This is a genomic window from Pseudomonas sp. SDO5271_S396 (assembly GCF_054071795.1).
Genome location: NZ_JBSVWB010000043.1, coordinates 31,283 through 55,868, shown reverse-complemented (window position 1 = coordinate 55,868; position 24,586 = coordinate 31,283). Strand labels below are relative to the sequence as shown.

Sequence of the window (24,586 nt, the reverse complement as noted above, 5' to 3'; positions counted from 1 at the left end):
GCGATGCGGCGATCCGACAAGCCAGCTCCCACATTTGTCAGGGTTTAGCCATTACCGCCATGAACAATGGCGACTCCAGAAAACGCTCAAGCCATGCCTGTAACCGTTTATACGAAGTCCCGGCAAACCACACTCGATCCACATGGGCATACTGACGCACGAAGGGCGCCAGTGCAGCATCCGCCAGGGTCAGGTGGTTGGCCACCAGGTAATCTCGCTCTGCCAGCAATCCTTCCAGCTTCTGCAAGAACACCTCACCCTCGGCCCGATAGTGTTCCATCGGCTGCTCGGGGTAGCGTTCGGCGTACTTGTATCGATTCAAGTGATACTTGAACCCGTTGTCGTTCTCTTCGATCAGCGCGAGCACTGCCGGATCGCCCTGTAGCAACCAATCATCCGGGTCATGCTGCGCCAAGGCCCACTGCATGATCTCCAGACTTTCTTCAATCACCTGCCCGTCAACGCTCAATACCGGCACCGTGCCCTTGGGCGACAGTGCAAGCATCTCGGCCGGCTTGGCCTTGAGGCTGACTTCGACAATGCGCACCGCAACGCCTGAATAACGCAAGGCCAGGCGGGCACGCATCGCATAGGGGCAGCGCCGGAACGAATACAGCAGCGCTTCGCTCACTTGACCTCCAGGGTACTCAAGCCGTTGCCTTGGCGCTTGACCTGGATCTGCACAGGGATGCGCTCGTGCATTTCCTGCACATGGGAAATCACCGCCACTTTGCGGCCCTGGGCCTGAAGGCCGTCGAGAGCGTCCATCGCCAATTGCAGCGATTCGGGGTCGAGGCTGCCAAAGCCCTCGTCGATAAACAGCGATTCGATCTTCAAGGTACTGGACGCCATCGACGCCAGGCCCAATGCCAGCGCCAGCGACACCAGGAAGGTTTCGCCGCCCGACAGCGAATGCACCGAGCGCAGTTCATCGCCCATTTCCGTGTCCAGCACCAGCAGGCCAAGCAGGCTGCCGCCGCGCTTGAGACGGTAACGGCGCACCAGTTGGCGCAACTGCACGTTGGCGTGGTGCACCAGCAAATCGAGGTTGTAGGCCTGGGCGATCTTGCGGAAGGTGTCGCCGCTGGATGAGCCGATCAGCGCGCTCAGGCGTGCCCAGCGTTGATGTTCGCCGTGGGCCTTGGCGATCCGTTCGGTCAGCGCGTTGTTGGCGTCCTGACGGCGCTGGTCTTCGGATTGGCGGGCACGCCATTCGATGATCTGTTTCTCACTGTCGGCCAACTGTTGGTTGAGCGTTTCGAGGGCACTGTCCAGTTGGTCGGCCTGCGGCCCGCCATTGTGTTGAGCCTGATGCTCGGCCAGGCGTTGCTCGCGCTCTTGCAACAGGACCCTGGCTTGCTCGACGGCCTTTTCGCTGCCCTGCAAATGCTGACGCAGTTCGTTGACCTGGGTGTCGCTGAACGCCAGCAAACCGTCGAGCCCTTCGCTGTCCAGTTCGGGGTGCCGGGCGCGCCATTCGTTGATCCGCATGTCGAGGCTCTGTTGCTCGTCGTGCAAGGTCTGTTGGCGTTCCTGCTGGGCCTTGAGGTCGGCGACAAGCTGGATCAGGGTGCTGTGAATGTCCTGCACTTGCTGATTGGCGTCGGTTTCAGCCTGGCGTGAGTGCGCCACGGCGGCGTCGAGTTGCTGTTGCCAATGCTCGGCGCTGCTGTATTGGCCGAGCAGGGCTCCCAGTCTTTCCTGAACCGTATGTTGCTGCGCTGCCGTTTCGGTGACCGCGTGCTGCGCGGCTTCCCATTGTTGCTGGCGATGCTGTTGATTGGCCTGTTCCTTATCGAGGGCCTGCTGGCGCTGTTGCTGCTCTTCCAGTTCTTCGCGTTGGCGGTCCAGCTGTTCGACGCGCTGGCTGACCTGCTGATCAAGCTGCATGAAGGTGCTGGCCGGGTCATTGCGCAAACCGTCCAGTATGTCGGCGGGCAACAGGCTGGCGAAGCTGCCGAGTTCTTCTTCAAGACGCTTGCGGTCGGCCTCCAGCTCGCGTTGCTGGTCAGTCAGCAACTGACGTGCCTGCTGGCTCTCTTCCTGTACGGCTTGCAGTTGTTGCTGCAAGCGCCCGGCGTTCTTTTGCAGGTTGAGCAGGGCGCTCTGGCGTTGTTCGTCCTGGGTGATGCTTTGGGTGAGTTGGCTGAGTTGCTGTACCAGCCAGGCGTTGCGTTGGGCCGTGTCCTGGTTGAGCAGCGAGGTGACGAGCGCGTGAGCTTGCAAGTTGGTCGTGCAAGTTGCCTGTAACGTAGCAAGATCTTCTTGCTGACTCAGGAAACCCTTTATCTGCCCGTTGATCCCACCCAGCTCGCCACGTAGCTCGATCAGTGTTTGATTGAGCGTATCGACGACATCTTGTGCAGTTTTTTGCTCATTCTCATCATGGCGCCCGAGGCTTTGCAGCAACGCTTCCGGTTGGTGATAAGGGTGTTCGTGACTCCCGCATACCGGGCAAGGATGATCGTCCTGAAGTGTTGCCCGCAGCTCTTCAACGCTTTCGCTACGTGCTGCACGTTGCCGTTCCAACAGTTGCTTGGTGACGGTCAACGTATGTTCGGCAGTCGTCAATTCAAGCTTTGCCTGCTTGCCCGATTGAATCAGACTTTCGCGTTGTTGATGGGCCTCTGCGAGTTTTTGAGTCAGTACGCCAGCTTGCTGGTCCAGCTGTACCTGGCTATCCCACAGACGCGTCAGTTCTTCGAACGCGCGGTGCTGTTTGCGATTGTCTTGCAGCAGGCTCGCCAGTAACTCGATTTGCTCGGCCACGGCATGGGGTTCGGCACCGGCTTCCTGATACAGCAGATTCAGGGCATCACGCTCCTGGGCGTACTGCTCGGCAGCGATTGCGGCGCGCTGTTCGAGCGCGGGCAACTCGGCCTGACCTTTGTTCAGTCGGCTACCGGTCTGCATCAGTTGTTGCAGGCTTGGGCGATACCCCTGCCAGGCTGAAGCGAGCGGCGCGAGCGCACTGCTGCGCTCCAACTCGGACGCCAGAAGCTCGATGTGCGCGGCGGCTTGCTGATGCCGTTCCTGCAACGTGTTCAGCGCTGCCTGACCGTCTGCACACGCGGTCTGTTTGAGGCGTTGTTCGTCGGTGCGCTTGCCCAGTTCCTGGGCCAGGTGCGTCAACGTTGTCTGTTCGGCGAAGGCTTGTTGCAGCAGAGGCGCCGCATCACCCTGATGTTTGAGCGCTTCGGCGAGGGCCGTGCCGGCCAGCGATTGCTGCTGTTGCGCCTGATTCTGGCGCGTATGCAGCACGCTTTGTTGTTCGGTGTGCTGCTGAATCTGCACGGCGAGAGGTACGAGCAAGCTGCCCAGTTCGGCCTGGCGCGCAAATTGATGGCGCTGGGGCGCCAGTTGCTCCAGTCGGCTCAGGTCCTGGCGTTGCGGGCCCTGGTTTTCCCAGTGTTGCTGAGTATCACGTAAGTTTTCGACAGCGCTGAGTTGACGCTCCTGCAATTCACGCAATTCCTTGAGCCACTTATGTTGCGACTCAAGCTGTTTGAGTTGTGCTTGCTGGGTCCTGAAGTGCTGCTGGGCGTCGGCCAGTTGCTGATCCAGTTCGGCGCGGGCTTCGGCGGTCAGGGGCGCCACGCCGGCGGATTGGTCTTGCAACAGCTTGAGCGCTTCGCGCGCTTCTTTGGTCTTGTCAAAGGCGCGGCGGCCGAGGCGGGTATACAGCGCCGTGTCGGTGAGTTTTTCCAGCAGTTCGCTGCGTTCGTTGTCATCGGCCTTGAGAAAGGCGCTGAACTCGCTTTGCGCCAGCAGCACGGCGCGGGTGAACTGTTCGAAGTTCAGGCCGAGTGCCGTTTCGAGTTGGGTCTTGTATTCGCCTTTCTGGCTGGCGAGCAATTGATCCTGGTCGATATCGCGCAGGCTCTGGCGGCTGGCCTGCAAATTTCCTCCGGCTTTCTCGCGGGCGCGATTGGCCTCCCAGCGCGCGCGGTAGCGACGACCGTCGATCCCGACGAAATCCACTTCGGCATAACCTTCTCCGGTACCACGGCGCAGCAACGTACGCGGGTCACCGATGGCGATTTCACCGTCGGCGTCGGGGATCTTTGCATCGCGTTTCGTGTGGTTCAAACGCGGTACCGCGCCAAACAACGCCAGGCACAGCGCATCCAGCAGGGTGCTTTTCCCGGCGCCGGTCGGCCCGGTAATCGCGAACAACCCGGCGCTGGCCAGGGGTTCGGCGGTAAAGTCGATCTCGAACGGGCCGGCCAGGGAAGCCAGGTTTTTCAGGCGAATGGCGAGAATCTTCATGGCTGTTCACCCTCCTGTTGTACTTCCTGGAGCAGTACGGCGAAATCCTTCAGGGTCTGTTCATCGACTTCGCTGCCATAACTGTCCTGCCAGGCGCGGCTGAACAGTTCCTGGGGCGTGAGCTGGTCCAGTTCGACGAGACGGTCCTCATCGTTGCCTTCACGATTGCCGTTACCCGCGTATTCGGCAGCGATGCGCACGAGGCGCACAGCCTTGCCTTGCAGGGCGTTTTCGATTTGCTGGCGCAGGTCCGGTTGAGGCTCGTCAAGGCGCACGCGTACTTCCAGCCAGGGTTGACGCTGGGTATCGGCGAGCAGGTCGATGTCGGGCAGCTCGGCCAGGGCTGCGAGAATATCGGCCAGGGGCGCGGCGTCCAGGCGTTGCAGGTTGACGGCGCGGGGAATCAGGCGGGGCTCGACGCTGACCAGTCGTTCGCCCTGGAAGCGCACATCGAGGATCTGATGCTTGTAGTTGATTTCGGAGAACGACAAGGGAATCGGCGATCCACTGTAGCGAATACGCTCCTCGCCATTCACCTGCTGCGGCTTGTGCAAGTGCCCGAGGGCGACATAGGCGACACGCCGGTCGAACAGTTTGGCCGGCAGCGCTTCGGCATTGCCAATGATCAGGCTGCGCTCGGAGTCTTCCGACACCGAGCCACCGGCCATGTGCGCATGGCTGATGGCAATCAACGCCTGGCCCTTATTGCGCTTGGCGTTGGCAGCGGCAATCAGCCCCTCGTGCACCTGGGCGATACCGTGCAGGTAGTCATCGCCCAAGTGTGCGCCCGTCACCTCTGCCGGACGCAAGAATGGCAGGGCCAGGCACCAGGCGGCGATTTTGCCTTTGGCGTTCGGCAGGGGGATCAACAGACGTTCGGCGTCGAGTTGACCGTCGTCCAGCCACAGCACCCGACCCAGGGCGTGGGTGCGCAGGCGGCGCATCAACGGCGCGGGCAATTCGATACGCGAACCGGAGTCATGGTTGCCGGCGATCATCACGATGGTGAGGTCGGGGTTCTGTTCGTGGGCGCTGATGATGAAGTCATACAGACGCTCCTGAGCCTTGAGTGGCGGGTTGACCGTGTCGAAGATATCGCCGGCGATCAGCAGCGCATCCGGGCGCTCGGCCTTTAACTGGCCCAGCAGCCACTGGAGAAAACAGGCATGTTCGAAGTCGCGCTCCTGGCCATGCAGGTTTTGCCCAAGGTGCCAGTCGGAGGTGTGAAACAGACGCAAGGCGAACTCCGTGAAGAAGATGAAAAGGAAGGGAGTTTACACGCAGATCCCGAGTGGGAGGGGCACCGTGTGGTAGACCGATGCGCTGTAGTGAGCGGGCTTGTCGAATCGTCGCACCGCCCGCGACGGGCTGCGCAGCAGACCCAATAGAGGCACCGTGTAGTCCGGGTTTGGGACCGCTTCGCGCTCCGGCGCAGGGCGCGGTGCCCAGCGCAACCATTATTTGGGGTAGAGCGGCGGCAGGCTGGTGGTGTCGGTGGCAGGGTCTTGCTCACGCTCGGCCACCGGGATGGCCTTGACTGCCCGCCACAGATCTTCGCCCAGCCAATAGTGACCACTCTCGCTGTACAGCGCACCGTTCAACCCATCCAGGGCATCGGACAATGGCACAAACCGCGCCGCCATGTCGGCCAGGGTTTCCGGTTGCTGGCGGGCCCAGGCGTCGAGGGCCTGGCGGGTGGCCTGGGGGTCGTTGGCCTGGGTGGCGCGCTTGAGGTCATCGAGCAGGGTACGCGGGCTCGGGCCGGTTTGTGCGGCGCGAAGTACCGCCGGTTGCCAGCGCGCGCGCCACCATAGGCCGAAGCCCAGCAAGGTGGTGCAGGCGAGGATGAGTGTGCTGAGCTGCCACAGCCACAGGTGGTTGTCATCGGGCGCGGTGATCACGGTGGGGGTCGCGGGGGTGTCCACCACCAGGCTCGGGTTGGTGGCCACCTGCAGGGTGCGGGCCGCTACGCTGGTGCGCTCCAGATGGTCTTCGTGGGTGTTCCACCACACCACTTCCACGGCGGGCAGTTCCACGGCGCCGGCACGGGTCGGCACCAGGGCCTCGCGGTCTTCACGGCTGCCGATCAGGCCGCGGTCATTGTTCTGATTGCCCAGCACCGGTTGGTCCGGGTAACGGCGCACGCCGTTGACTTCGGTACTCGGCAGCGCCGGCAGTTGCGCACTGGACAAGCCCTCGGCCTTGACCGTGAGGCTGCGGGTCAGAGAGTCGCCCACCTGCACATGCTCGGGCGTGGGGTTCCAGTTTTCCGTCAGGGTCAGGTTGCGCGCGGGCAGCCAGGCCGCGTCGGCGGGGTAGAGGCTTGGCTTGGGTTTGACTGTCAACGCCAGCGGCGCAGAACTGACGTGGATCAGCTTGCCCGGCTTGGTGCCTTGCAGGGTGTTTTCCTGGGGCGGGCGCGATTCCACCAGCGTGGCGCTGAAGGTCTGCGCAGGAACCTCGAGGCTGCCGCTGTGTTGCGGGTAGATCGCATAGCGGGTTTCGATCACGCCATGGCGAATGCTGTTGATGACCTTCTCGTAGGTGCGCGACTCCCCCAACTGCTCGATCCGCGCATCTGGAATCTGCAGCGGCGTGAGGCTGCTGTCGTCATACAGCGAAACCGAGTGGTACACGCGTACCGTCAAGAGCGCCTGGGCCTGAACGTACACGGTGTTCTGGTCAAGGTTGGCTTCGACGAATACCGGCGCCAGTTCCGCGTTGCTGTTCTGGCTGGCGGTTTCCACCACTTGCAGGGTGATCGGCTGCGTCTTGTACTCGCCCACTTGCAACGGCGGGATGACCACGTTGCCGTTTTCCCGGGGCAGCAGGGTGATGATCCAGCGCGTAGTGGCGTGGTTGTCGCCGCCCAGGGTGGTGAGTTGGTTGATCTGGCGCGTACCGCTGACTTCGAACTGCGCATCCAGGGGGGACAGGTCAGGTTTGCCGAACAGCGTGACGTCGTTGGACTCCACCGTCAGCTCCACCGTTTCCCCGGAATTGAGGCGGCTGCGGTCGACACTGGCGACCAGGTTCGCCGCCTGGGCGTGACCTGACAGCGCGAGCAGGAGCAGAAGGGTGGTGCGGCGGCTCATTGAGTCTTGTCCTGATGTTGTTGCTGTTCGTACCAGAATTTGCGGCGCAGCAGTTCACCCGGGTTGTCCGGAATCTCGCGCAGCCATTGCTCCAGGGCCTGGCGGTGTTCGCCGTCGAGGCTGGCATCATCGGGGCGCATCGGCGGGGTGGTGGTGTGTTCGTCACCCAGCTCGCTACCCGGCACCTCGTTGCCACCAGCCTGTGGAGCCGCGCCGGTCTGGGCATCGCCCTTGCCGGCTTCGCCCTGGCCCTGGGCAGACTGTTCGCCACCCGTGGCACCTTGTCCGGTTTCACCCGGTTGCGCAGTTTGGCCGGGTTGGGTGGTTTCGTCATCTTCGTTTTTGGCCGGTTTGGCCGGCGCCTGCCGGGCTTGTTCCTGCTCCTGCAGCAGGTTTTCCACCAGCGCCTTGTTTTTCAGCGCCGGTTGCAGGTCGGGTTGGGCCTCCAGGGCCTGCTCGTAGGCGTCGATGGCCGCCTCCAGCTCCCCGGATCGTGCCAACGCGTTACCCCGATTGTAGTGGGAATAGGCATCGCTGCCCTCGGCGAAGCGCTTGATCGCCTCGCTGTAGTTGCCGGCCTCGTACAGCGCCACGCCTTGCCATTGCGGGTCCTGAAAGTGTTCGGCGGCTTCGGCTGGGCGTTTTTTCTTCAACAGGTACTGACCTTGCTGGTCGGGGCGCAGCCACAAATCCTGCCATTCGAATGCATAGCTGGGCTGGGGGGCAACCAGCAACAGCAGTGGCAGGCAGAACAGCCAACCCCGACGCCCGGCACAGGCGGCCAGCAACAGTAAGGGCAACAGCAGCCAGTAACCCTGATCGGCCCAGGTGTCCAGGTGCAGCAACTGGCCGTCGTTGCGCAGGTTCTGCGGACTGTCGAGCACGCCGATCTGGCGCAGGTCCTTGTCGTCCAGGCGTGCGGCGCGGTAACGGCCGCCCATTTCACTGGCGAATGCCTTGAGGGTCGGACTGTCGAGCCGTGGCACCAGGATCGCGCCCTGTTCGTCCTTGAGGAATTCACCGCTTTCCTGGGTCACCGGCGTACCCTCGCGGCTGCCGATGCCGAGGATCGACAGGCTCGGAGCCTGGCCGTTTTGCAGCAGCAGGCGGATGCCCTGGCGTTCCTGTTTGGACAAGGATGAACCGATCAGCAGCAAGCGTCCCTGGCCCAGACCGCCATGCTTGAGCAGGGTCAGGGCTTTCTCCACGGCCAGGTCGGCGCGGTGGCCAGGCTCGGGCATGATCGAGGGGCGCAGGGCTTCGAGCAGGTTGCGGCTGGTCGCCAGGTCATCCGACAGCGGCACCAGCGTATGGGCACTGCCGGCGTACACGACGATAGCGGTTTGCGCATCGGTACGCGCTTGCAGCAAGTCGTAGAGCTTGCGCCGCGCTTGTTCCAGCCGGTTGGGCGGGCTGTCGGTGGCAAGCATTTCCGGGGTCAGTTCGAGCAGCACCACCAACGGGTCGGAGGGTTTCTGGCTGGATTGCTCGACCCGCTCCCAGCTCGGGCCCAGCAAGGCCAGCACGGCCAACAGCCAGGCAATACCGAGCACGACCCAGGGCGTCTTGCTCTCGCGGCCACTGCCACCACTGAGCAATACGGCATGGAAGGCCGGTGGCAGGATGACTTGCCAGCGCCCGGCGCGTTTCTGTCGATGCCACAGTTGCCACAGCAGCCAGCCGAGCAGCGGCAGCAGCAACAGCCACCAGGGGCGGAACCAGTGCGGCCATAGGTCGATCATCGACGCCTCCGCAAACGCAGGCGTTTGAGGCGCTGGCGCCACTCGGGGTGTTGTTGCAGAAAGTGGCCGCGGCGAGAGAGTCTGTCGAACAGGCGTTGCAGCGCATTGTTCGGCCAGCGTTCCTGGATCACCAGCAGCATGCTGAGGACCAGCGCCAGGGCCAGCGGTGCGCTGTACAGCGCCAGGGCAGGGCGGGCCTGGGTCGGTTGCTGTTCCACCGGTTCGAGTTTGTCCAGGGTTTGCTTGATGGCTTGCAGTTCTGCGCCGTCGCGGGCACGGAAGTATTGGCCACCAGTGGCCTCGGCAATCGCCTTCAGCGCGGGCTCGTCGAGGTCCAGGCTCGGGTTGACGCCCAGGATGCCCAGGGAACCGGTTTGCTCGGGGTCGGCGCCGATGCCGATGGGGTAGATTTTTACGCCTTCTTCGGCGGCCAGGCGCGCGGCGGTGAGCGGGTCGATCTGCCCGGCGTTGTTGGCGCCGTCGGTGACCAGGATCAACACGCGACTCTGCGCCGGGCGCTGGCGCAGGCGTTTGAGGGCCAGGCCAATGGCATCACCAATGGCGGTGTTCTTGCCGGCGATGCCGATGCGCGCTTCATCCAGCCAGGTGCGTACGGTTCGGCGGTCGAAAGTCAGCGGTGCTTGCAGGTAAGCCTGGCTGCCAAACAGGATCAGCCCCACGCGATCGCCCTCGCGCTCTTCCAGAAAGTCGCCGAGCAGGTGCTTGACCAGGCTCAGACGGCTGATGTCGTCGTCTTGCCAGTGCATATCGGGGAAGTCCATGGAGCCGGAGACGTCAACGGCCACCAGCAGGTCGCGGCCGCTGGCGGCAATCGGCAACGGCTCACCGAGCCATTCCGGGCGGGCGGCGGCGGTGAGCAACAGCAGCCACAACACCACGAACGGCGCTTGCTGGCGCCAGCCCGGCAGGTTGACGCGGGCGCGCCGCCGGGCCAGGCCTTCGAGGTCGCCGAGGAAGCTGACTTTCAAGGCCGGCTCGCCGCTGTCGGCCACCGGCAGCATCAGGCGCATCACCCACGGCAGAGGCAACAGGGCGAAGATCCACGGCCAGGCGAACTCAAACATGTTTGCGAATCCAGGTGTCGACGGCCTGGGTCAGGCCGGCGATGGCCTTGTCGTCGAGTTTGCATTCGGGTTTGTAGGCACCTTCGACCAGGACCATCCAGCGTGTCAGCCCCGCTGCCGGGCAGCGGTTGTCGAGGAACGCCAGCCACTTGCGACCGTTGAGGGTGTGACTCTGGCTGTAAGGGTAGTCGTTGCGGCACAGGCGTTTGAGCAAACCGTTGAGCTGCTGCAACCAGGCCCCGGCTGGCGCACCGTCGTAGGGGCGGGGCAACAGCGCGAGTTCGGCCAGGGCGGCAATGCGCAGCGGGTCCAGGGGTTGTTCGGCGCGTGCCAGCGGGCGCCGCGTCGGCAGGAAACGCCGCAGCGACCACAGGCCCCAGCCCAGCAGCGGGATCACCACCAGCAACAGCCACCAGCCCGGCGCCGGCGGCCAGAACCCGATGGCCGGCGGGGCGATCAGCGGTTGCAGTTGATCGATGCTGCTCATGGCTTTTTAACCGGGCGTTGCGGGTTGAGGTATTCGCGCAGTTGCTCGACCATCTCGCTCTGGGTGCTCAAGGGCATCAACAGTACCCGCAGCTTCTGCGCCAGCAGTTCCCAGCGGGCATTGCGCGCCTCGGCCTGAGCCTTGTAGGCCTGGCGCAGGTCAATGTTCAGGGTGTCCAGTTCCAGTTGGGCGCCTCGTTCCGCGAAACGTAACAGCCCGGCGGCGGGCAGGGCGTGGTCCAGCGGGTCGGAGACCGGCAGCAACAGCAAGTCGCAATGCCGTGACAGCAAGCTCAGTTGCTGCTCGGCACCATCGCTGAGCGCGCGTTCGTCGCAGATCACGATCACCAGGCTGCCCGGGCGCAGTACTTCACGGCCACGGCGCAGGGCCATGCCGAGGGCATCCGCCTCGGGGCGGCTTTCGGTGTTGAGGCTCTGATTGACCCGCACCAGGCGGTTGAGCAATTGCAGCAGGCTCTGTTTACTGCGTCGCGGCTTGATTTCGTAGTGTTCGTTGTCGCCGAACACCAGCCCGCCGACGCGGTCGTTATGGCCCAAAGCCGCCCATCCGATCAGGCTGGCGGCCTGCGCAGCCAGGACCGACTTGAACATCTGTCCCGAGCCGAAAAACAACCGGCAGCTCTGTTCCACCATGATAAAGATCGGCCGCTCGCGCTCTTCATGGAACAGCTTGGTGTGCGGCTCCTGGGTGCGCGCGGTCACGCGCCAGTCGATGGTGCGCACGTCGTCGCCGGCCTGGTAGACCCGCACCTGGTCGAAGTCCACTCCACGCCCGCGCAGCTTGGAGTGGTGCAGGCCGATCAGCGGGCTGCGCTGGCTTGGTGTGGAAAACAGCTGCACTTCGCGCACGCGGTGGCGCATCTCGATCAATTCGCTGAGGGTGACGCGGATGCCTGCGCTGGCGTTCATGGGGTTCAAGCGACGGCAACGACGTCGAGAATGCGTTGCACCACGCGGTCCTGGTCAATGCCGGCGGCTTCGGCTTCGAACGACAGAATGATGCGATGGCGCAACACGTCGAACAGCACCGCCTGGATGTCTTCCGGGCTGACGAAGTCGCGACCGGCCAGCCAGGCATGGGCTCGTGCGCAGCGGTCGAGCGCGATGGAACCGCGTGGGCTGGCGCCGTAGGCGATCCACTCGGCCATTTCCGCGTCGAACTTGGCCGGGGTGCGTGTGGCCATCACCAGTTGCACCAGGTATTCCTCCACCGCATCGGCCATGTACAGGCCGAGGATTTCCTTGCGCGCGGCGAAGATCGCCTGCTGGCTGACGCGGCGTTCCGGCTTGGTTTCGCCGTTGAGTGCTTCGCCCCGCGCCTGTTGGAGGATACGGCGCTCCACGGCGGCGTCCGGGAAGCCGATCTTGACGTGCATGAGGAAACGGTCGAGCTGGGCTTCGGGCAACGGGTAGGTACCTTCCTGCTCGATGGGGTTTTGCGTGGCCATCACCAGAAACAAGGGCGACAGGTCATAAGTGCTGCGTCCGACGCTGACCTGGCGCTCGGCCATGGCTTCGAGCAGGGCCGACTGAACCTTGGCCGGGGCGCGGTTGATTTCATCCGCAAGCACCAGATTGTGGAAGATCGGGCCTTGCTGGAACACGAAGCTGCCGGTTTCCGGACGATAGATTTCGGTACCGGTAATGTCGGCGGGGAGCAGGTCGGGGGTGAACTGGATGCGATGGAACTGCGCTTCGATGCCTTCGGCCAGCTCCTTGATCGCCTTGGTCTTGGCCAGGCCCGGAGCGCCTTCCACCAGCATGTGGCCGTCGGCGAGCAGGGCGATCAGCAAACGATCGATGAGTTTTTCCTGGCCGAGAATCTGCGAAGAAAGAAAGGTTCGCAGCGCGAGCAGCGCTTCACGATGTTCCATCGATGACGGTTCCTGGAGAGATGAGCCCGGGTGTCGATCAAAAAACGCCGGGGCTGGGGGGCTTACTTTAATGCATCGAAGGGGGTGGCGACTAACGGCGCGCGGAGTATTTTTAGGAAAACTTGTAGGATTTTTGTGTGTGGGGCGCAAATTCTACTGACGCGGCTCGGTCCCTGTGGGCGCTGGCTCGTCGGGTCGCCGCATCGCTGCGATTGCATCAGCGCGGTATCTCTGAAAAATCGAGGTGCCTGCATCGCAGGCAAGCCGGCTCCCACACAAGCCAGCTCCCACATGATGGGTCTCACATGATGGGTCTCACATTCAGATCCGGTTGAAGGTGCCGGTGCCCTTGAGGATGTTTTGCAGGGTTTCTTCCACTTCGGCCATGTCGGAGGTTGCGGTGGCGTGGGTGATCTCCAACTGGTCTTTGCCGCCCAGCGCGTCGGCATCGCCGGCTGCCAGTTCCACCAGTAGCGTTGTGGCGCTCAGGGTGACCTTCAGCCCGTCCAGGGTGGACGGCTCGTAATCCCAGGTCAGCTCCACTTCCTCTTCGTCCGGGTAACGGGTCAGCATGAACATCTCGCCGTTTTTGCCGTGGCAGCAGAGCATGGCCATGTTGTCTTCTTCGTCATCGCACGGATTGACGATCAGGTGGGCGGTGGTGAATTGCATGGGGAATCCTGTTTACGGGTGGTAAGTAGGGATTCTGCCATTCCCCATGCTTTTGTGCCGCTTATTAAGTCACGTCCGTGCGGGTGGCGCTTACTGGCTGGTGGCTTCAAACCTTGAAGGAAGCGTGCTTGATGGCTCCCGAAATCGGTATGAAGGCTTGCCCGAATCCCTCGAACAATATGGGTTTGCCGGTATTGAAGGCGCCGCTGAAGATGCGCTCGGTGGCGCCTGGCCGGTTGTTGATTTTGTCGTCAATGCCGATTCCGAGTTCCGTCGCGCCAAGAGCAACGCCCCCGACTGTGATTGCTGCACCGACGGGCGGGAAGGCCATGCCAAGCGGCGCAAGCAGCAATAAACCGTAAGAGGCAATCTTCAACCAACTGATCACCTTGTCTTTGGTATGGTCGCTATTGAGTACGAATCGCTGATCGGACGCAGCTTTGGCTGCTTTCTCTGTACGGTATTGGAGTTCTTCAAAGGGATTGCCCTTGATCACTTCCCCATCGAATACAATGCCTTCCTTCCAGAAACGTAGCTCTTCCTGGGTTTCTTCCGATATCCGGTTGTTCAACCTGTCAGTCATTAAATCAATCAACTTGTCTACGCCCAGAGACACGCCCCCAAGCGATCCTGCAACGGGGCCTACAGAGACACGGTCTTCCGGCCGGAACTGGATTTTAAGTGCATCTGCCTTTTGAGGGTCTTTCAGTTGTTCCCCCAGCCATCGATGCATTGCTTCAACCGAGTCAAAGCCCTGGAGGGGAGGCATTTGGCCGGGGATATATAAAAGTGTTCTTTGTGTGGTTTTGTCGCGAGAGTAGAACATTCTCGATGCGTAACCGTTGAACGTGAGGAATTTGGTTTCCAGGTCCGGGTCGCTTTTATAAGGCCGCACCAAATCCTCGGGCGTCGTACTCAGATAGGCTTTATCCGGGGATACGCCTGCGGCGCGCATGGCAATTTGCCTGTCATGTTCTGTCAATGATTTGTTGTGATGTTGAATGTGCGCACCCAATAAGTAGGTGACGGTCGCGGTGTTGATATATTCACGGCGTGTTTTACCCGTCCAGTAACTGTTCAAATAGTCGTCGTACGGCTTTTTGTAGGCGTGGTCCCAGACCATTTTTTTAAATTCTTCAGGATCTATTGGGACGTAGTTGCTGGCGTCGTAGGTGTTGGGGGCGCCAGGATTAGGCTCTATGTAAATCCCGTGAGTCCATTTGTTATAGGTGAAGTTTTCCGGAGTTGGGTAGGTCCCATCCGCACTTGCGGTATCGGTATGCCTCGACTTTTTGTCGATCTCGATCGGAGGCGGGCCACCAAGGTATTCACTGCTGGAGTCCGGGCCACTGAAAAACGGAAGGTGAATGTCCTGGACATTGAGCCGTGCTGCTTCGGTTAACGATATTTTTTGCGTGATGACGCCTTTATTAGGTTCCTTATCATTTTTGTGATTAAAAGCGATAGTGACCAAGTAAGTATGATCGGGATCAATGTTGGTGATTCCGAATTTTTCCGCGATATGCGCTTTTACCTGCTCTGAGGTGATCTCGTTATCCGACTTGATCGGTGTGTAGCTTCTGGCCAGGTTATCCAGTCGTACATTGCGTTTTACCGGTTCTTGAAAGTAGGCTGCTGAGGCCCACTCTGGCTGGAGAGTGGCCTTTGTTTGTGTCGGTGGGTTGGGGAGGCTCGACGGGTTATAGAGCGTATTCGGTGTTTTTGCGTTGCCTCCCTCGTTTGCATGCCCGGCTGCTTGAGGCGTAGGCATGTGTGGAAGGGTAGATGTTGTCGACGTAATAGGCATACAGACCTCTCGGGGTAGGGATAGAGATCTTCCTTGAACGAATTGACGCCCACTTTGAGTGACATGACCTTGGACTATGGTTCCACTGAGGTGTGGGATGCTGGGGCTGATTGCGTAGGGATACGTGTATCTACTCAAGCCTTTCGAGCATGGGTTGCTGCTTGTGCAACCGGGTCCTGCGTGCTGGTGACCGAATATGTCGCAGTGCAGCAAGCACCAGGCTTCTTACACTCGTTAAGCTGCGCAACGGATGTGCTCTGTGCCGGGAGTCTGACCTGCCCGTCGTACCGTCGCCCGGTGCGGTGTGCATCTCATGGAAGTTGTATGTGACCTGAATGTCTTGTCCAGCTTCACCCACCTGTCACTTCGATTTGCCAGGGTGCTTCTATCCTTACCCTCGAACCGGAGTCGACAAGTGAATAACACGCGACGCTTTCATCAATAACAAGCCCAAGCGGAGTACCACAGATGGCGTTCTTCACCGCAGCCAGCAAGGCCGACTTCCAGCATCAACTGCAAGCAGCACTGGCGCAGCACATCAGTGAACAGGCACTGCCACAAGTGGCGCTGTTCGCTGAACAATTCTTCGGCATCATTTCTCTGGACGAACTGACCCAGCGTCGCCTTTCCGACCTGGCCGGTTGCACCCTATCTGCGTGGCGCCTGCTTGAGCGCTTTGATCACACCCAGCCGCAAGTGCGGGTCTACAACCCCGATTACGAACGTCATGGCTGGCAGTCGACCCATACCGCGGTCGAAGTGCTGCACCATGACCTGCCGTTCCTGGTGGACTCGGTCCGCACCGAGCTCAACCGCCGTGGCTACAGCATCCATACCCTGCAGACCACCGTGCTCAGCGTGCGTCGTGGTGGCAAGGGTGAACTGCTGGAGATCCTGCCAAAAGGCACCCAGGGCGAGGGCATCCAGCAAGAATCGCTGATGTACCTGGAAATCGACCGTTGCGCCAATGCCGCCGAACTGAGCGTGCTGAGCAAAGAGCTCGAGCAGGTATTGGGCGAAGTGCGCGTGGCCGTGGCCGATTTCGAACCGATGAAAGCCAAGGTCCAGGACCTGCTGGCCGGTATCGACGCCAGCCCGTTCGCTATCGACGGCGAAGAGAAAGCCGAGATCAAGAGCTTCCTGGAATGGTTGGTGAACAACCATTTCACCTTCCTCGGTTATGAAGAGTTCGTGGTACGTGACGAGGCGGGCGGCGGTCATATCAAATATGACGCCGATTCGTTCCTCGGCCTGACCAAATTGCTGCGCGCCGGCCTCACCGCCGATGACCTGCGCATCGAAGACTACGCCGTGGCTTACCTGAACGAACCGACCGTGCTGTCGTTCGCCAAGGCCGCCCACCCAAGCCGCGTGCATCGCCCGGCTTACCCGGATTACGTGTCGATCCGCCAGCTCGACGCCGACGGCAAGGTTGTCAAGGAATGCCGCTTCATGGGCCTGTACACCTCGTCGGTGTATGGCGAAAGCGTGCGAGTGATTCCGTACATCCGCCGCAAGGTCGCGGAAATCGAACGCCGTTCGGGTTTCCAGGCCAAGGCTCACTTGGGCAAGGAACTGGCCCAGGTAGTTGAAGTGCTGCCCCGCGACGACCTGTTCCAGACCCCGGTCGACGAGCTGTTCAGCACCGTGATGTCCATCGTGCAGATCCAGGAACGCAACAAGATCCGCGTGTTCCTGCGCAAAGACCCATACGGTCGTTTCTGCTACTGCCTGGCCTACGTGCCGCGCGACATCTATTCCACCGAAGTGCGCCAGAAGATCCAGCAGGTGCTGATGGATCGCCTGAAAGCCTCGGACTGCGAGTTCTGGACCTTCTTCTCCGAGTCCGTGCTGGCCCGCGTGCAATTGATCCTGCGTGTAGACCCGAAGAACCGCATCGACATCGACCCGCTGCAACTGGAAAAAGAAGTGGTGCAGGCCTGCCGCAGCTGGCAGGACGACTACTCCAGCCTGGTGGTGGAAAGCTTGGGCGAAGCCCACGGCACCAACGTGCTGGCCGACTTCCCGAAAGGCTTCCCGGCCGGTTACCGCGAGCGCTTTGCTGCGCACTCGGCCGTGGTCGACATGCAACACCTGCTCAGCCTTACCGAAGCCAACCCGCTGGTGATGAGCTTCTACCAACCGCTGGGCCAGGTTTCCGGCCAGCGTGAGCTGCATTGCAAGCTGTACCACGCCGACACCCCGCTGGCGTTGTCCGACGTGCTGCCGATCCTGGAAAACCTCGGTCTGCGCGTGCTGGGCGAGTTCCCGTACCGTCTGCGCCATGCCAATGGCCGTGAGTTCTGGATTCACGATTTTGCGTTCATCGCCGCCGAAGGCGTGAACCTGGACATCCAGCAACTCAACGACACCCTGCAGGACGCGTTCGTGCACATCGTGCATGGCGACGCCGAAAACGATGCGTTCAACCGCCTGGTACTGACCGCCGGCCTGCCGTGGCGCGACGTGGCGCTGTTGCGTGCCTACGCCCGTTACCTGAAGCAGATCCGCCTGGGCTTCGACCTGGGTTACATCGCCAGCACCCTGAACAACCACACCGACATCGCCCGCGAGTTGACCCGGTTGTTCAAGACCCGCTTCTACCTGGCGCGCAAGCTCACTGCCGAAGACCTGGACGATAAGCAGCAACGCCTGGAACAAGCGATCCTCAGCGCTCTGGACGACGTTCAGGTGCTGAACGAAGACCGCATCCTGCGTCGCTACCTGGACCTGATCAAGGCCACCCTGCGTACCAACTTCTACCAGACCGACGCCAACGGCCAGAACAAGTCGTACTTCAGCTTCAAGTTCGACCCGCGTGCCATCCCCGAGCTGCCGAAACCGGTGCCGAAGTTCGAAATCTTCGTGTATTCGCCGCGTGTCGAAGGCGTGCACCTGCGCTTCGGCAACGTCGCTCGCGGCGGCCTGCGCTGGTCCGACCGTGAAGAAGACTTCCGTACCGAAGTGCTCGGCCTGGTAAAAGCCCAGCAAGTGAAGAACTCGGTCATCGTGCCGGTGGGTGCGAAAGGCGGCTTCCTGCCGCGTCGCCTGCCACTGGGCGGCAGCCGTGACGAGATCGCGGCCGAGGGCATCGCCTGCTACCGCATCTTCATTTCCGGCTTGCTGGACATTACCGACAACCTGAAAGAGGGCAACGTGGTGCCGCCGGCCAACGTCGTGCGTCATGACGATGATGACCCGTACCTGGTGGTCGCTGCGGATAAAGGCACCGCGACCTTCTCCGACATCGCCAACGGCATCGCCATCGACTACGGCTTCTGGTTGGGCGACGCGTTCGCCTCCGGTGGTTCCGCCGGTTACGACCACAAGAAGATGGGTATCACCGCCAAAGGCGCGTGGGTGGGTGTGCAGCGTCACTTCCGTGAGCGCGGTATCAACGTGCAGGAAGACAGCATCACCGTGGTAGGCGTGGGCGACATGGCCGGCGACGTATTCGGTAACGGCTTGTTGATGTCCGACAAGCTGCAACTGGTCGCGGCGTTCAACCACCTGCATATCTTCATCGATCCGAACCCGGACCCGGCCACCAGCTTCGTCGAGCGCAAGCGCATGTTCGAACTGCCGCGCTCGGCCTGGTCCGACTACGACACCAGCATCATGTCCGAAGGTGGCGGCATCTTCTCGCGTAGCGCGAAGAGCGTCGCGATCTCGCCCCAGATGAAAGAGCGTTTTGACATTCAGGCCGACAAGCTGACCCCGACCGAATTGCTGAACGCCCTGCTCAAGGCACCCGTGGACTTGCTGTGGAACGGCGGTATCGGTACCTACGTCAAGGCCAGCACTGAAAGCCACGCTGATGTGGGCGACAAGGCCAACGACGCTTTGCGCGTCAACGGCAACGAGCTGCGCTGCAAGGTGGTGGGCGAGGGCGGTAACCTGGGCATGACCCAGCTGGGTCGCGTCGAGTTCGGCCTCAACGGCGGCGGTTCCAACACCGACTTCATCGACAACGCCGGTGGCGTGGACTGCTCCGACCACGAAGTGAACATCAAGATCCTGCTCAACGAAGTGGTGCAGGCCGGTGACATGACCGACAAGCAACGCAATCAGTTGCTGGCGAGCATGACCGACGAAGTCGGCAACCTGGTGTTGGGCAACAACTACAAGCAGACCCAGGCCCTGTCCCTGGCCGCGCGTCGTGCCTACGAGCGTGCAGCCGAGTACAAGCGTCTGATGAACGACCTTGAAGGCCGTGGCAAGCTGGATCGAGCCATCGAGTACCTGCCGACCGAGGAGCAGCTCAACGAACGCCTCGGCGCTGGGAAGGGCCTGACCCGTCCGGAACTGTCGGTGCTGATCTCGTACAGCAAGATCGACCTCAAGGAAGCGTTGCTCAAGTCCCTGGTACCGGATGACGACTACCTGACCCGTGACATGGAAACCGCGTTCCCGCCGAGCCTGGTCGCCAAGTTCGGCGAAGCCATGCGTCGTCACCGTCTGAAACGCGAGATCGTCAGCACCCAGATCGCCAACGACCTGGTCAACCACATGGGTATCACCTTCGTTCAACGACTCAAGGAGTCGACCGGCATGAGCCCGGCGAACGTGGCCGGTGCCTACGTGATCGTGCGTGACATCTTCCACCTCCCGCACTGGTTCCGTCAGATCGAAGCCCTGGACCACCAGGTATCCGCTGACGTGCAACTGGAACTGATGGACGAGCTGATGCGCCTGGGCCGTCGCGCCACGCGCTGGTTCCTGCGCAGCCGTCGCAACGAGCAGGACGCCGGGCGTGACACCGCACACTTCGGTCCGCACCTGGCGGCGTTGGGTCTCAAGCTCGACGAACTGCTGGAAGGCCCGACCCGTGAAGGTTGGCAGACCCGCTACCAGGCTTACACCGAAGCCGGCGTTCCGGAGTTGTTGGCACGCATGGTTGCAGGCACTACCCACCTGTACACCTTGCTGCCGATCATCGAAGCCGCCGACGTGACCGGACATGACGCCGCCGAAGTGGCCAAGGCCTACTTCGCCGTCGGCAGTGCCCTGGACCTGCCGTGGTACCTGCAGCAGATCAGCGATCTGCCGGTGGCCAACAACTGGCAGGCCCAGGCTCGTGAAGCGTTCCGTGATGACGTGGACTGGCAGCAACGCGCGATCACCATCTCTGTCCTGCAAATGGCCGACGCGCCACAAGACATGGAAGCACGCGTGGCCCTGTGGCTTGAGCAGCACAAGGACATGGCCGATCGTTGGGTAGCGATGATGGTGGAAATTCGTGCTGCGGTCGGTACGGACTACGCCATGTATGCCGTGGCCAACCGCGAGCTGTTGGACCTGGCGTTGAGCGGTCAGTCGGTGCTTTAAACCATTGATCCGTCGTTGAAAACAAAAATCCCCGCATGGAATGATGCGGGGATTTTTTATGGGGCGTCAGTCGTAGAGCCTGCCCAGAAGAATCAAGGGTGACATCGATTTGAACACTCTGGGAATGGCTGCCTGCAGGCTGTTCGCTATTGCTTTCGACGCTAAATGCTGTTGTGACGTCATCTGATGCCAAATGGCGTCCATATCCTTCTCCAGTATTGTCGCGGCCGCGTAGTCGGTCATTTTGGACAGAGCCATATCCAGCAATGCATAGGCCTTGGCGAAGTCTTTCTCAAGCCCATAGGTGCGCGGTGCTGAGGGATGTCTCTGTGCAAAGTTGGACATCCCTTCGCCGCTCCTCGGCATGCTCGCCAGTGCATACCCATATTCCAGTAACGCGTCCATTTGTCCGGCACCTGCGAGTTGGATCAATCGCTGCTGTTTTTCCGGAACACTGGCGGTGGAATCTCTCGAAAAAATACGCTCCGCCAGTGCTTCCAGATTTCCTCCGTCAGCTGCTTTCTGCAAGAGTTCTTCAATCAGCGCATTGCGTTCCACGGCGTTGGGAATCAATCCCGGCGTCTTGCGGTACGCTTGGGCCAGTTGGAATTCTGCTGCGTGATCCCCCTTGGAGACAGCCATGTTCAGCCAGCTGACATTATTGGTGAGGGTGTACAGCAGTCCCATCGCCTGAGTGTCACCGGCGTTGGCCTTTGGCTGGAGCAGTTCATTCGCCTTGTGGAGGGAGTCGGTATCACCCAGGCGCATCAGGGAAGGAATGTGATGTTGTGCGGCTGCCGATCCGAGCCATTTACGGGTCTCGTCGGAGGGCGCGTAAAATCTACCGTCACGGCGTGTGACGCAGGTTGCCATTGCGTATTGGGCCTCAACGTTGCCTTGCGCGGCCGCGATCGTCAGGCATTGCTCGGCCTCGTGGTAACTCTCAAGAGAGAACAGTTCAAAGCCGATCCTGGTTGCAGTCTCATTCAGTTGTCCAAGTGCCCTGTTGGTCGTTTCGTCCAATAGGTCCTTCCGTGCGTTCAGCTGAGTGAGTAATGAGTACAGCGCCGGGAGTGTTTGGGAGTCTGTATACATGATGATGACCTGTGATTAGGCACTCGATTTGTGCAGGCACAGGTTGTGGGACCGCCCCGGATCAGGAGAGGTACATACCTAGGGGCTGGAGGTCAGTTGTCAGCGATTGAGTCGCTTGTCCAAATGATTCAGGTGTTCGGTCATCAGGTTCACTGCGCGGGTAACATCATGCTGCTCAATCGCGTCGACAATCGCCCCATGCTCCTGCCATGCGCAATAGGTGCAGGCTTGTGTTTCATATTGAGCAATCGCCAGCGATGTCAACGGCACCAAGCTGTTGAGGAAGTTTGTCAGCGGTGCGTTACCCGCAATTTTCGCTAATTGCAGGTGAAACTCCCCGGACATTCTAATTGCCGGCCCACGCTGATCTCGTTCAATGTATTCGCGTTCTCTGGTAATCAGCTCGCGCAGTTGGCGTACCCGGGCGGGTGTGGACTGGGCGCACGCCAGTTGCACCACCGTGATTTCCGTCATCCGTCGCGCTTCCAGAATCTGCCGCGTTTGCTGGGTATCCGGCGCGGCCACCTGGGCGCGCTGGTTGGGGCGCAGGATGATCACTTGCTGATGGGAAAGCTTGGCCAGTACCCGGCGGATCACGCTGCGGCTTACGCCAAAGATTTCGCCCAGGCCTTCTTCGGTAAAACGGCTGGCCGGTGCGATGCGTTGTTCGAGGATGGCGTCGAACAGGCGTGGGTAGATGTCATCCACCGATGGCTTTTTACCCGGCACCAGACGCAGGGCAGGGAGGATGGGGTCGTGTTGCAGCGCGTGAGCGGTCATGGCCTGTCTCCTGAAGTCAGCTGCCCAGATGGTCGTCCGGGATGTTCAAGCGGATGCCCATGCGCAGGCCTTCCTGGAGGATGTGCCGACGCATCTCGGCGCTGGCCAGCGCGCTGTTCTTGTTGCGGATGGCGCGGACCACGGCTTCGTTTTCTTGCAAGCGCTCCGCCAGGTGCTCTGGGGAGTTGCGCAGCACCTGGGCGCTTTGCTTGAGGGCGTTGCTGGTCTGTTGCACCACGTTCTGGAAGATCGGGTTGGAGGTCAACGCGAACAGCTCTTCGTGAAAACCGATGTAGGCGTTCATGCCCGCTTCGGCATCTTCGGCGTCGAGAGCTTCGCGCATGTCCATGAGGGTGAGGCGCAGTTGGCCGACTTCCTTGCTGCTGATGGACTGGGCCACCAGACCGACGATGAAGGGTTCAAGGGTGTAGCGTAGTTGCAGGATGTCTTCGAGGCTGGCGTCGGCGACGGCGTCGCTCGATTGCGGCTCGTTGACGCTGGTTTCCAGCACCACCACGCCTCTGCCGGGCATGGAGCGCACCAGGCCGAGGGTTTCCAGCACGATCACCGCTTCGCGCAGGCTCGGGCGGCTGATGCCCATCTGTTCAGCCAGTTCTCGTTGGCCGGGCAGCATTTCACCCTGGCGCCACTGGCCACGCGCCAGAGCGGCGCGCAGTTTTTCTACCACTGAATTGACGACGGTTGAGGTGCTGATCACGTCTACCTCTCCTTGATGTGGCGAATACGTTAGTTAATCCAGCGACAAACCCTTGTGGGAGCTGGCTTGCCTGCGATGACCGACTGTCAGCCGACATCATCTATTGGATGATCCATCGCCATCGCAGGCAAGCCAGCTCCCACATTGATGCGTGTTGCCTTCAGGAAAGCATCAGAACTCCTGATGCGCCGGCAACGCCGGTTTCTTGGCCTGAAAGGTATAACCTTGCTGGCCGTCGAGCACCTTGTTGGCCCGCTGGATATCGATGTCTTTTTCCCAGCGGGCGATGGCCACGGTGGCGACGCAGTTGCCGATCAGGTTAGTCAGTGCGCGCCCGATGCCCATGAACCAATCCACCGCCAACACCAGCACCAGGCCGACGACCGGAATCGCCGGGATCGCAGTGAGGGTTGCCGCCAGAATCACCAACGCCGAGCCGGGTATGCCGTGGGCACCCTTGGAGGTGATCAGCGATACCAGCAGGATGGTCAGCAGGTCGGTCATCGACAACGGTGTGCCGGTGGCATTGGCGATAAACACGATGGCCAGTGTCAGGTAGATGGAGAAACCGTCGAGGTTGAATGAATAGCCCGTCGGAATCACCAGGCCCACGGTGGAGCTGCCGATACCCAGGTGTTCGAGTTTGCGCATGATCTGTGGCAACACGGCGTCGGAGGAGGCGGTGCCCATCACGATCAGCAGTTCTTCGCGCAGGTATTTGAGCAACGGCAGCATGCGCAGGCCGGACAGGCGCATCACCAGGCCGAGGATCAGTGCGACGAACGCGAAGCAGGTCAGGTAGAACAGGCCCACCAGGCTGCCCAGGTGTTGCAGGGAGTCCAGGCCATAGGTGCTGGTGGTGAACGCGATTGCACCGAACACGCCGATGGGCGCCAGGCGCACGATCATGCCCATGATGCGAAACACGATATGGCTCAATTCGTTGATCAGCCGCGAAATCCCCGACGCCGACTCACCCACCAGGTTCAACGCGCTGCCGAACAGCACCGAGAACAGCAGCACTTGCAGCACGTTATTGTCGGCAAACGCGCCGATCACCGAGTTGGGGATCAGGTCCATCAGGAACTGGCTGGTGCCGCGGATGTGCTGGCCCTTGTCGGCCAGTTCATTCAGGCCTGCGGACGATAATTGCTCCAGGTGGATATTGGCGCCTTGGCCGATACCGGTGCTGAAGGCCATCACCAGGCCGATCACCAGGGCGACGGTGGTGAGCACTTCAAAGTAGATCACCGACTTGAGACCGATGCGCCCGACTTTCTTCAAGTCGCCGGCGCCGGAGATGCCGCTGACCACGACGCAAAACACGATCAGGCCGATCAGCATCTTGATCAGCTTGATAAAGCCGTCACCCAGGGGTTTGAGTTGCGAGGAGAATTCGGGAAGGGCCAAGCCGCACACGATGCCTAAGATCAGGCCGATCACGACTTGCAGGAAAATCGAACGCGAGCACCATCTGAACATGGGAAGGATCTCTATTCGGTGCCCTGGTGATTCCAGGGCTTAATTGTTGTGGTCATACCGGTAAGTCCAGTGCGGGGCCAGTCTACGCCGGGTTTTTTTGAAACTACAAGTAAATATTCGTCGGTTGACAGG

General features: G+C 61.0%; 16 protein-coding genes. 1 reads left to right on the top strand and 15 read right to left on the bottom strand.

Annotation, left to right across the window (positions count from 1 at the left end):
- Positions 1-37: 37 nt before the first annotated feature.
- The 11 genes from ACW9IN_RS23715 to ACW9IN_RS23665 form a co-directional block, all read right to left on the bottom strand.
- On the bottom strand, positions 38-631 hold the full coding sequence (locus ACW9IN_RS23715; protein WP_457368097.1) for a glutathione S-transferase: 594 nt from the start codon (positions 629-631) through the stop codon (positions 38-40).
- Positions 628-4,269, bottom strand: a complete 3,642-nt coding sequence (locus ACW9IN_RS23710; RefSeq protein WP_457368096.1) for an AAA family ATPase — start codon at positions 4,267-4,269, stop codon at positions 628-630. Before ACW9IN_RS23710 ends, ACW9IN_RS23715 begins: the two co-directional genes overlap by 4 nt.
- Entirely contained in the window at positions 4,266-5,507 is a 1,242-nt protein-coding gene (locus ACW9IN_RS23705) for an exonuclease SbcCD subunit D C-terminal domain-containing protein (RefSeq protein ID WP_457368095.1), read from the bottom strand. The genes ACW9IN_RS23710 and ACW9IN_RS23705 overlap by 4 nt, the downstream gene beginning before the upstream one ends.
- 219 nt (positions 5,508-5,726) lie before the next feature.
- Positions 5,727-7,364, bottom strand: a complete 1,638-nt coding sequence (locus ACW9IN_RS23700) for a BatD family protein (RefSeq protein ID WP_457368094.1) — start codon at positions 7,362-7,364, stop codon at positions 5,727-5,729.
- Positions 7,361-9,106, bottom strand: a complete 1,746-nt coding sequence (locus ACW9IN_RS23695; protein ID WP_457368093.1) for a tetratricopeptide repeat protein — start codon at positions 9,104-9,106, stop codon at positions 7,361-7,363. Before ACW9IN_RS23695 ends, ACW9IN_RS23700 begins: the two co-directional genes overlap by 4 nt.
- Positions 9,103-10,191 (bottom strand): vWA domain-containing protein, encoded by a 1,089-nt coding sequence (locus ACW9IN_RS23690; protein ID WP_457368092.1) that lies wholly within the window; start codon positions 10,189-10,191, stop codon positions 9,103-9,105. Before ACW9IN_RS23690 ends, ACW9IN_RS23695 begins: the two co-directional genes overlap by 4 nt.
- Positions 10,184-10,678, bottom strand: coding sequence for a DUF4381 domain-containing protein (locus tag ACW9IN_RS23685; RefSeq protein WP_457368091.1), 495 nt, complete (start codon positions 10,676-10,678; stop codon positions 10,184-10,186). Before ACW9IN_RS23685 ends, ACW9IN_RS23690 begins: the two co-directional genes overlap by 8 nt.
- Entirely contained in the window at positions 10,675-11,607 is a 933-nt protein-coding gene (locus ACW9IN_RS23680; protein ID WP_457368090.1) for a DUF58 domain-containing protein, read from the bottom strand. Before ACW9IN_RS23680 ends, ACW9IN_RS23685 begins: the two co-directional genes overlap by 4 nt.
- A gap of 5 nt (positions 11,608-11,612) precedes the next feature.
- The gene (locus ACW9IN_RS23675) at positions 11,613-12,572 is read right to left on the bottom strand and encodes an AAA family ATPase (protein WP_457368089.1); all 960 of its coding nucleotides are present in this window, start codon (positions 12,570-12,572) and stop codon (positions 11,613-11,615) included.
- 321 nt (positions 12,573-12,893) lie between these two features.
- Complete coding sequence (locus ACW9IN_RS23670; RefSeq protein ID WP_457368088.1) at positions 12,894-13,244, bottom strand: hypothetical protein; 351 nt, start codon at positions 13,242-13,244, stop codon at positions 12,894-12,896.
- Between the two features lie 106 nt (positions 13,245-13,350).
- Complete coding sequence (locus tag ACW9IN_RS23665; protein WP_457368087.1) at positions 13,351-15,051, bottom strand: dermonecrotic toxin domain-containing protein; 1,701 nt, start codon at positions 15,049-15,051, stop codon at positions 13,351-13,353.
- Between the two features lie 468 nt (positions 15,052-15,519).
- Here ACW9IN_RS23665 and ACW9IN_RS23660 point away from each other — a divergent pair, with 468 nt between their 5' ends.
- Positions 15,520-20,379, top strand: a complete 4,860-nt coding sequence (locus ACW9IN_RS23660) for an NAD-glutamate dehydrogenase (protein ID WP_457368086.1) — start codon at positions 15,520-15,522, stop codon at positions 20,377-20,379.
- 66 nt (positions 20,380-20,445) lie between these two features.
- Here the strand turns inward: ACW9IN_RS23660 and ACW9IN_RS23655 are convergent, their stop codons facing one another.
- The 4 genes from ACW9IN_RS23655 to ACW9IN_RS23640 form a co-directional block, all read right to left on the bottom strand.
- Positions 20,446-21,402, bottom strand: coding sequence for a hypothetical protein (locus ACW9IN_RS23655; RefSeq protein WP_457368085.1), 957 nt, complete (start codon positions 21,400-21,402; stop codon positions 20,446-20,448).
- Between the two features lie 171 nt (positions 21,403-21,573).
- The gene (locus tag ACW9IN_RS23650; RefSeq protein ID WP_457368084.1) at positions 21,574-22,254 is read right to left on the bottom strand and encodes a GntR family transcriptional regulator; all 681 of its coding nucleotides are present in this window, start codon (positions 22,252-22,254) and stop codon (positions 21,574-21,576) included.
- 16 nt (positions 22,255-22,270) lie between these two features.
- The gene (locus tag ACW9IN_RS23645; RefSeq protein WP_457368083.1) at positions 22,271-22,972 is read right to left on the bottom strand and encodes a FadR/GntR family transcriptional regulator; all 702 of its coding nucleotides are present in this window, start codon (positions 22,970-22,972) and stop codon (positions 22,271-22,273) included.
- A gap of 171 nt (positions 22,973-23,143) precedes the next feature.
- Positions 23,144-24,469 carry a C4-dicarboxylate transporter DctA gene (locus ACW9IN_RS23640; protein WP_457368099.1) on the bottom strand — a complete coding sequence of 442 codons (1,326 nt, stop codon included), beginning with the start codon at positions 24,467-24,469 and terminating at the stop codon, positions 23,144-23,146.
- Positions 24,470-24,586 lie beyond the last annotated feature (117 nt).

Excerpts from the sequence above, each read along its gene's own strand:
- ACW9IN_RS23660 (WP_457368086.1), top strand. The coding sequence starts at position 15,520 with ATGGCGTTCTTCACCGCAGCCAGCAAGGCCGACTTCCAGCATCAACTG.
- ACW9IN_RS23700 (WP_457368094.1), bottom strand. The coding sequence starts at position 7,364 with ATGAGCCGCCGCACCACCCTTCTGCTCCTGCTCGCGCTGTCAGGTCAC.
- ACW9IN_RS23665 (WP_457368087.1), bottom strand. The coding sequence starts at position 15,051 with ATGCCTATTACGTCGACAACATCTACCCTTCCACACATGCCTACGCCT.
- ACW9IN_RS23695 (WP_457368093.1), bottom strand. The coding sequence starts at position 9,106 with ATGATCGACCTATGGCCGCACTGGTTCCGCCCCTGGTGGCTGTTGCTG.
- ACW9IN_RS23690 (WP_457368092.1), bottom strand. The coding sequence starts at position 10,191 with ATGTTTGAGTTCGCCTGGCCGTGGATCTTCGCCCTGTTGCCTCTGCCG.
- ACW9IN_RS23685 (WP_457368091.1), bottom strand. The coding sequence starts at position 10,678 with ATGAGCAGCATCGATCAACTGCAACCGCTGATCGCCCCGCCGGCCATC.
- ACW9IN_RS23710 (WP_457368096.1), bottom strand. The coding sequence starts at position 4,269 with ATGAAGATTCTCGCCATTCGCCTGAAAAACCTGGCTTCCCTGGCCGGC.
- ACW9IN_RS23675 (WP_457368089.1), bottom strand. The coding sequence starts at position 12,572 with ATGGAACATCGTGAAGCGCTGCTCGCGCTGCGAACCTTTCTTTCTTCG.
- ACW9IN_RS23670 (WP_457368088.1), bottom strand. The coding sequence starts at position 13,244 with ATGCAATTCACCACCGCCCACCTGATCGTCAATCCGTGCGATGACGAA.
- ACW9IN_RS23650 (WP_457368084.1), bottom strand. The coding sequence starts at position 22,254 with ATGACCGCTCACGCGCTGCAACACGACCCCATCCTCCCTGCCCTGCGT.
- ACW9IN_RS23680 (WP_457368090.1), bottom strand. The coding sequence starts at position 11,607 with ATGAACGCCAGCGCAGGCATCCGCGTCACCCTCAGCGAATTGATCGAG.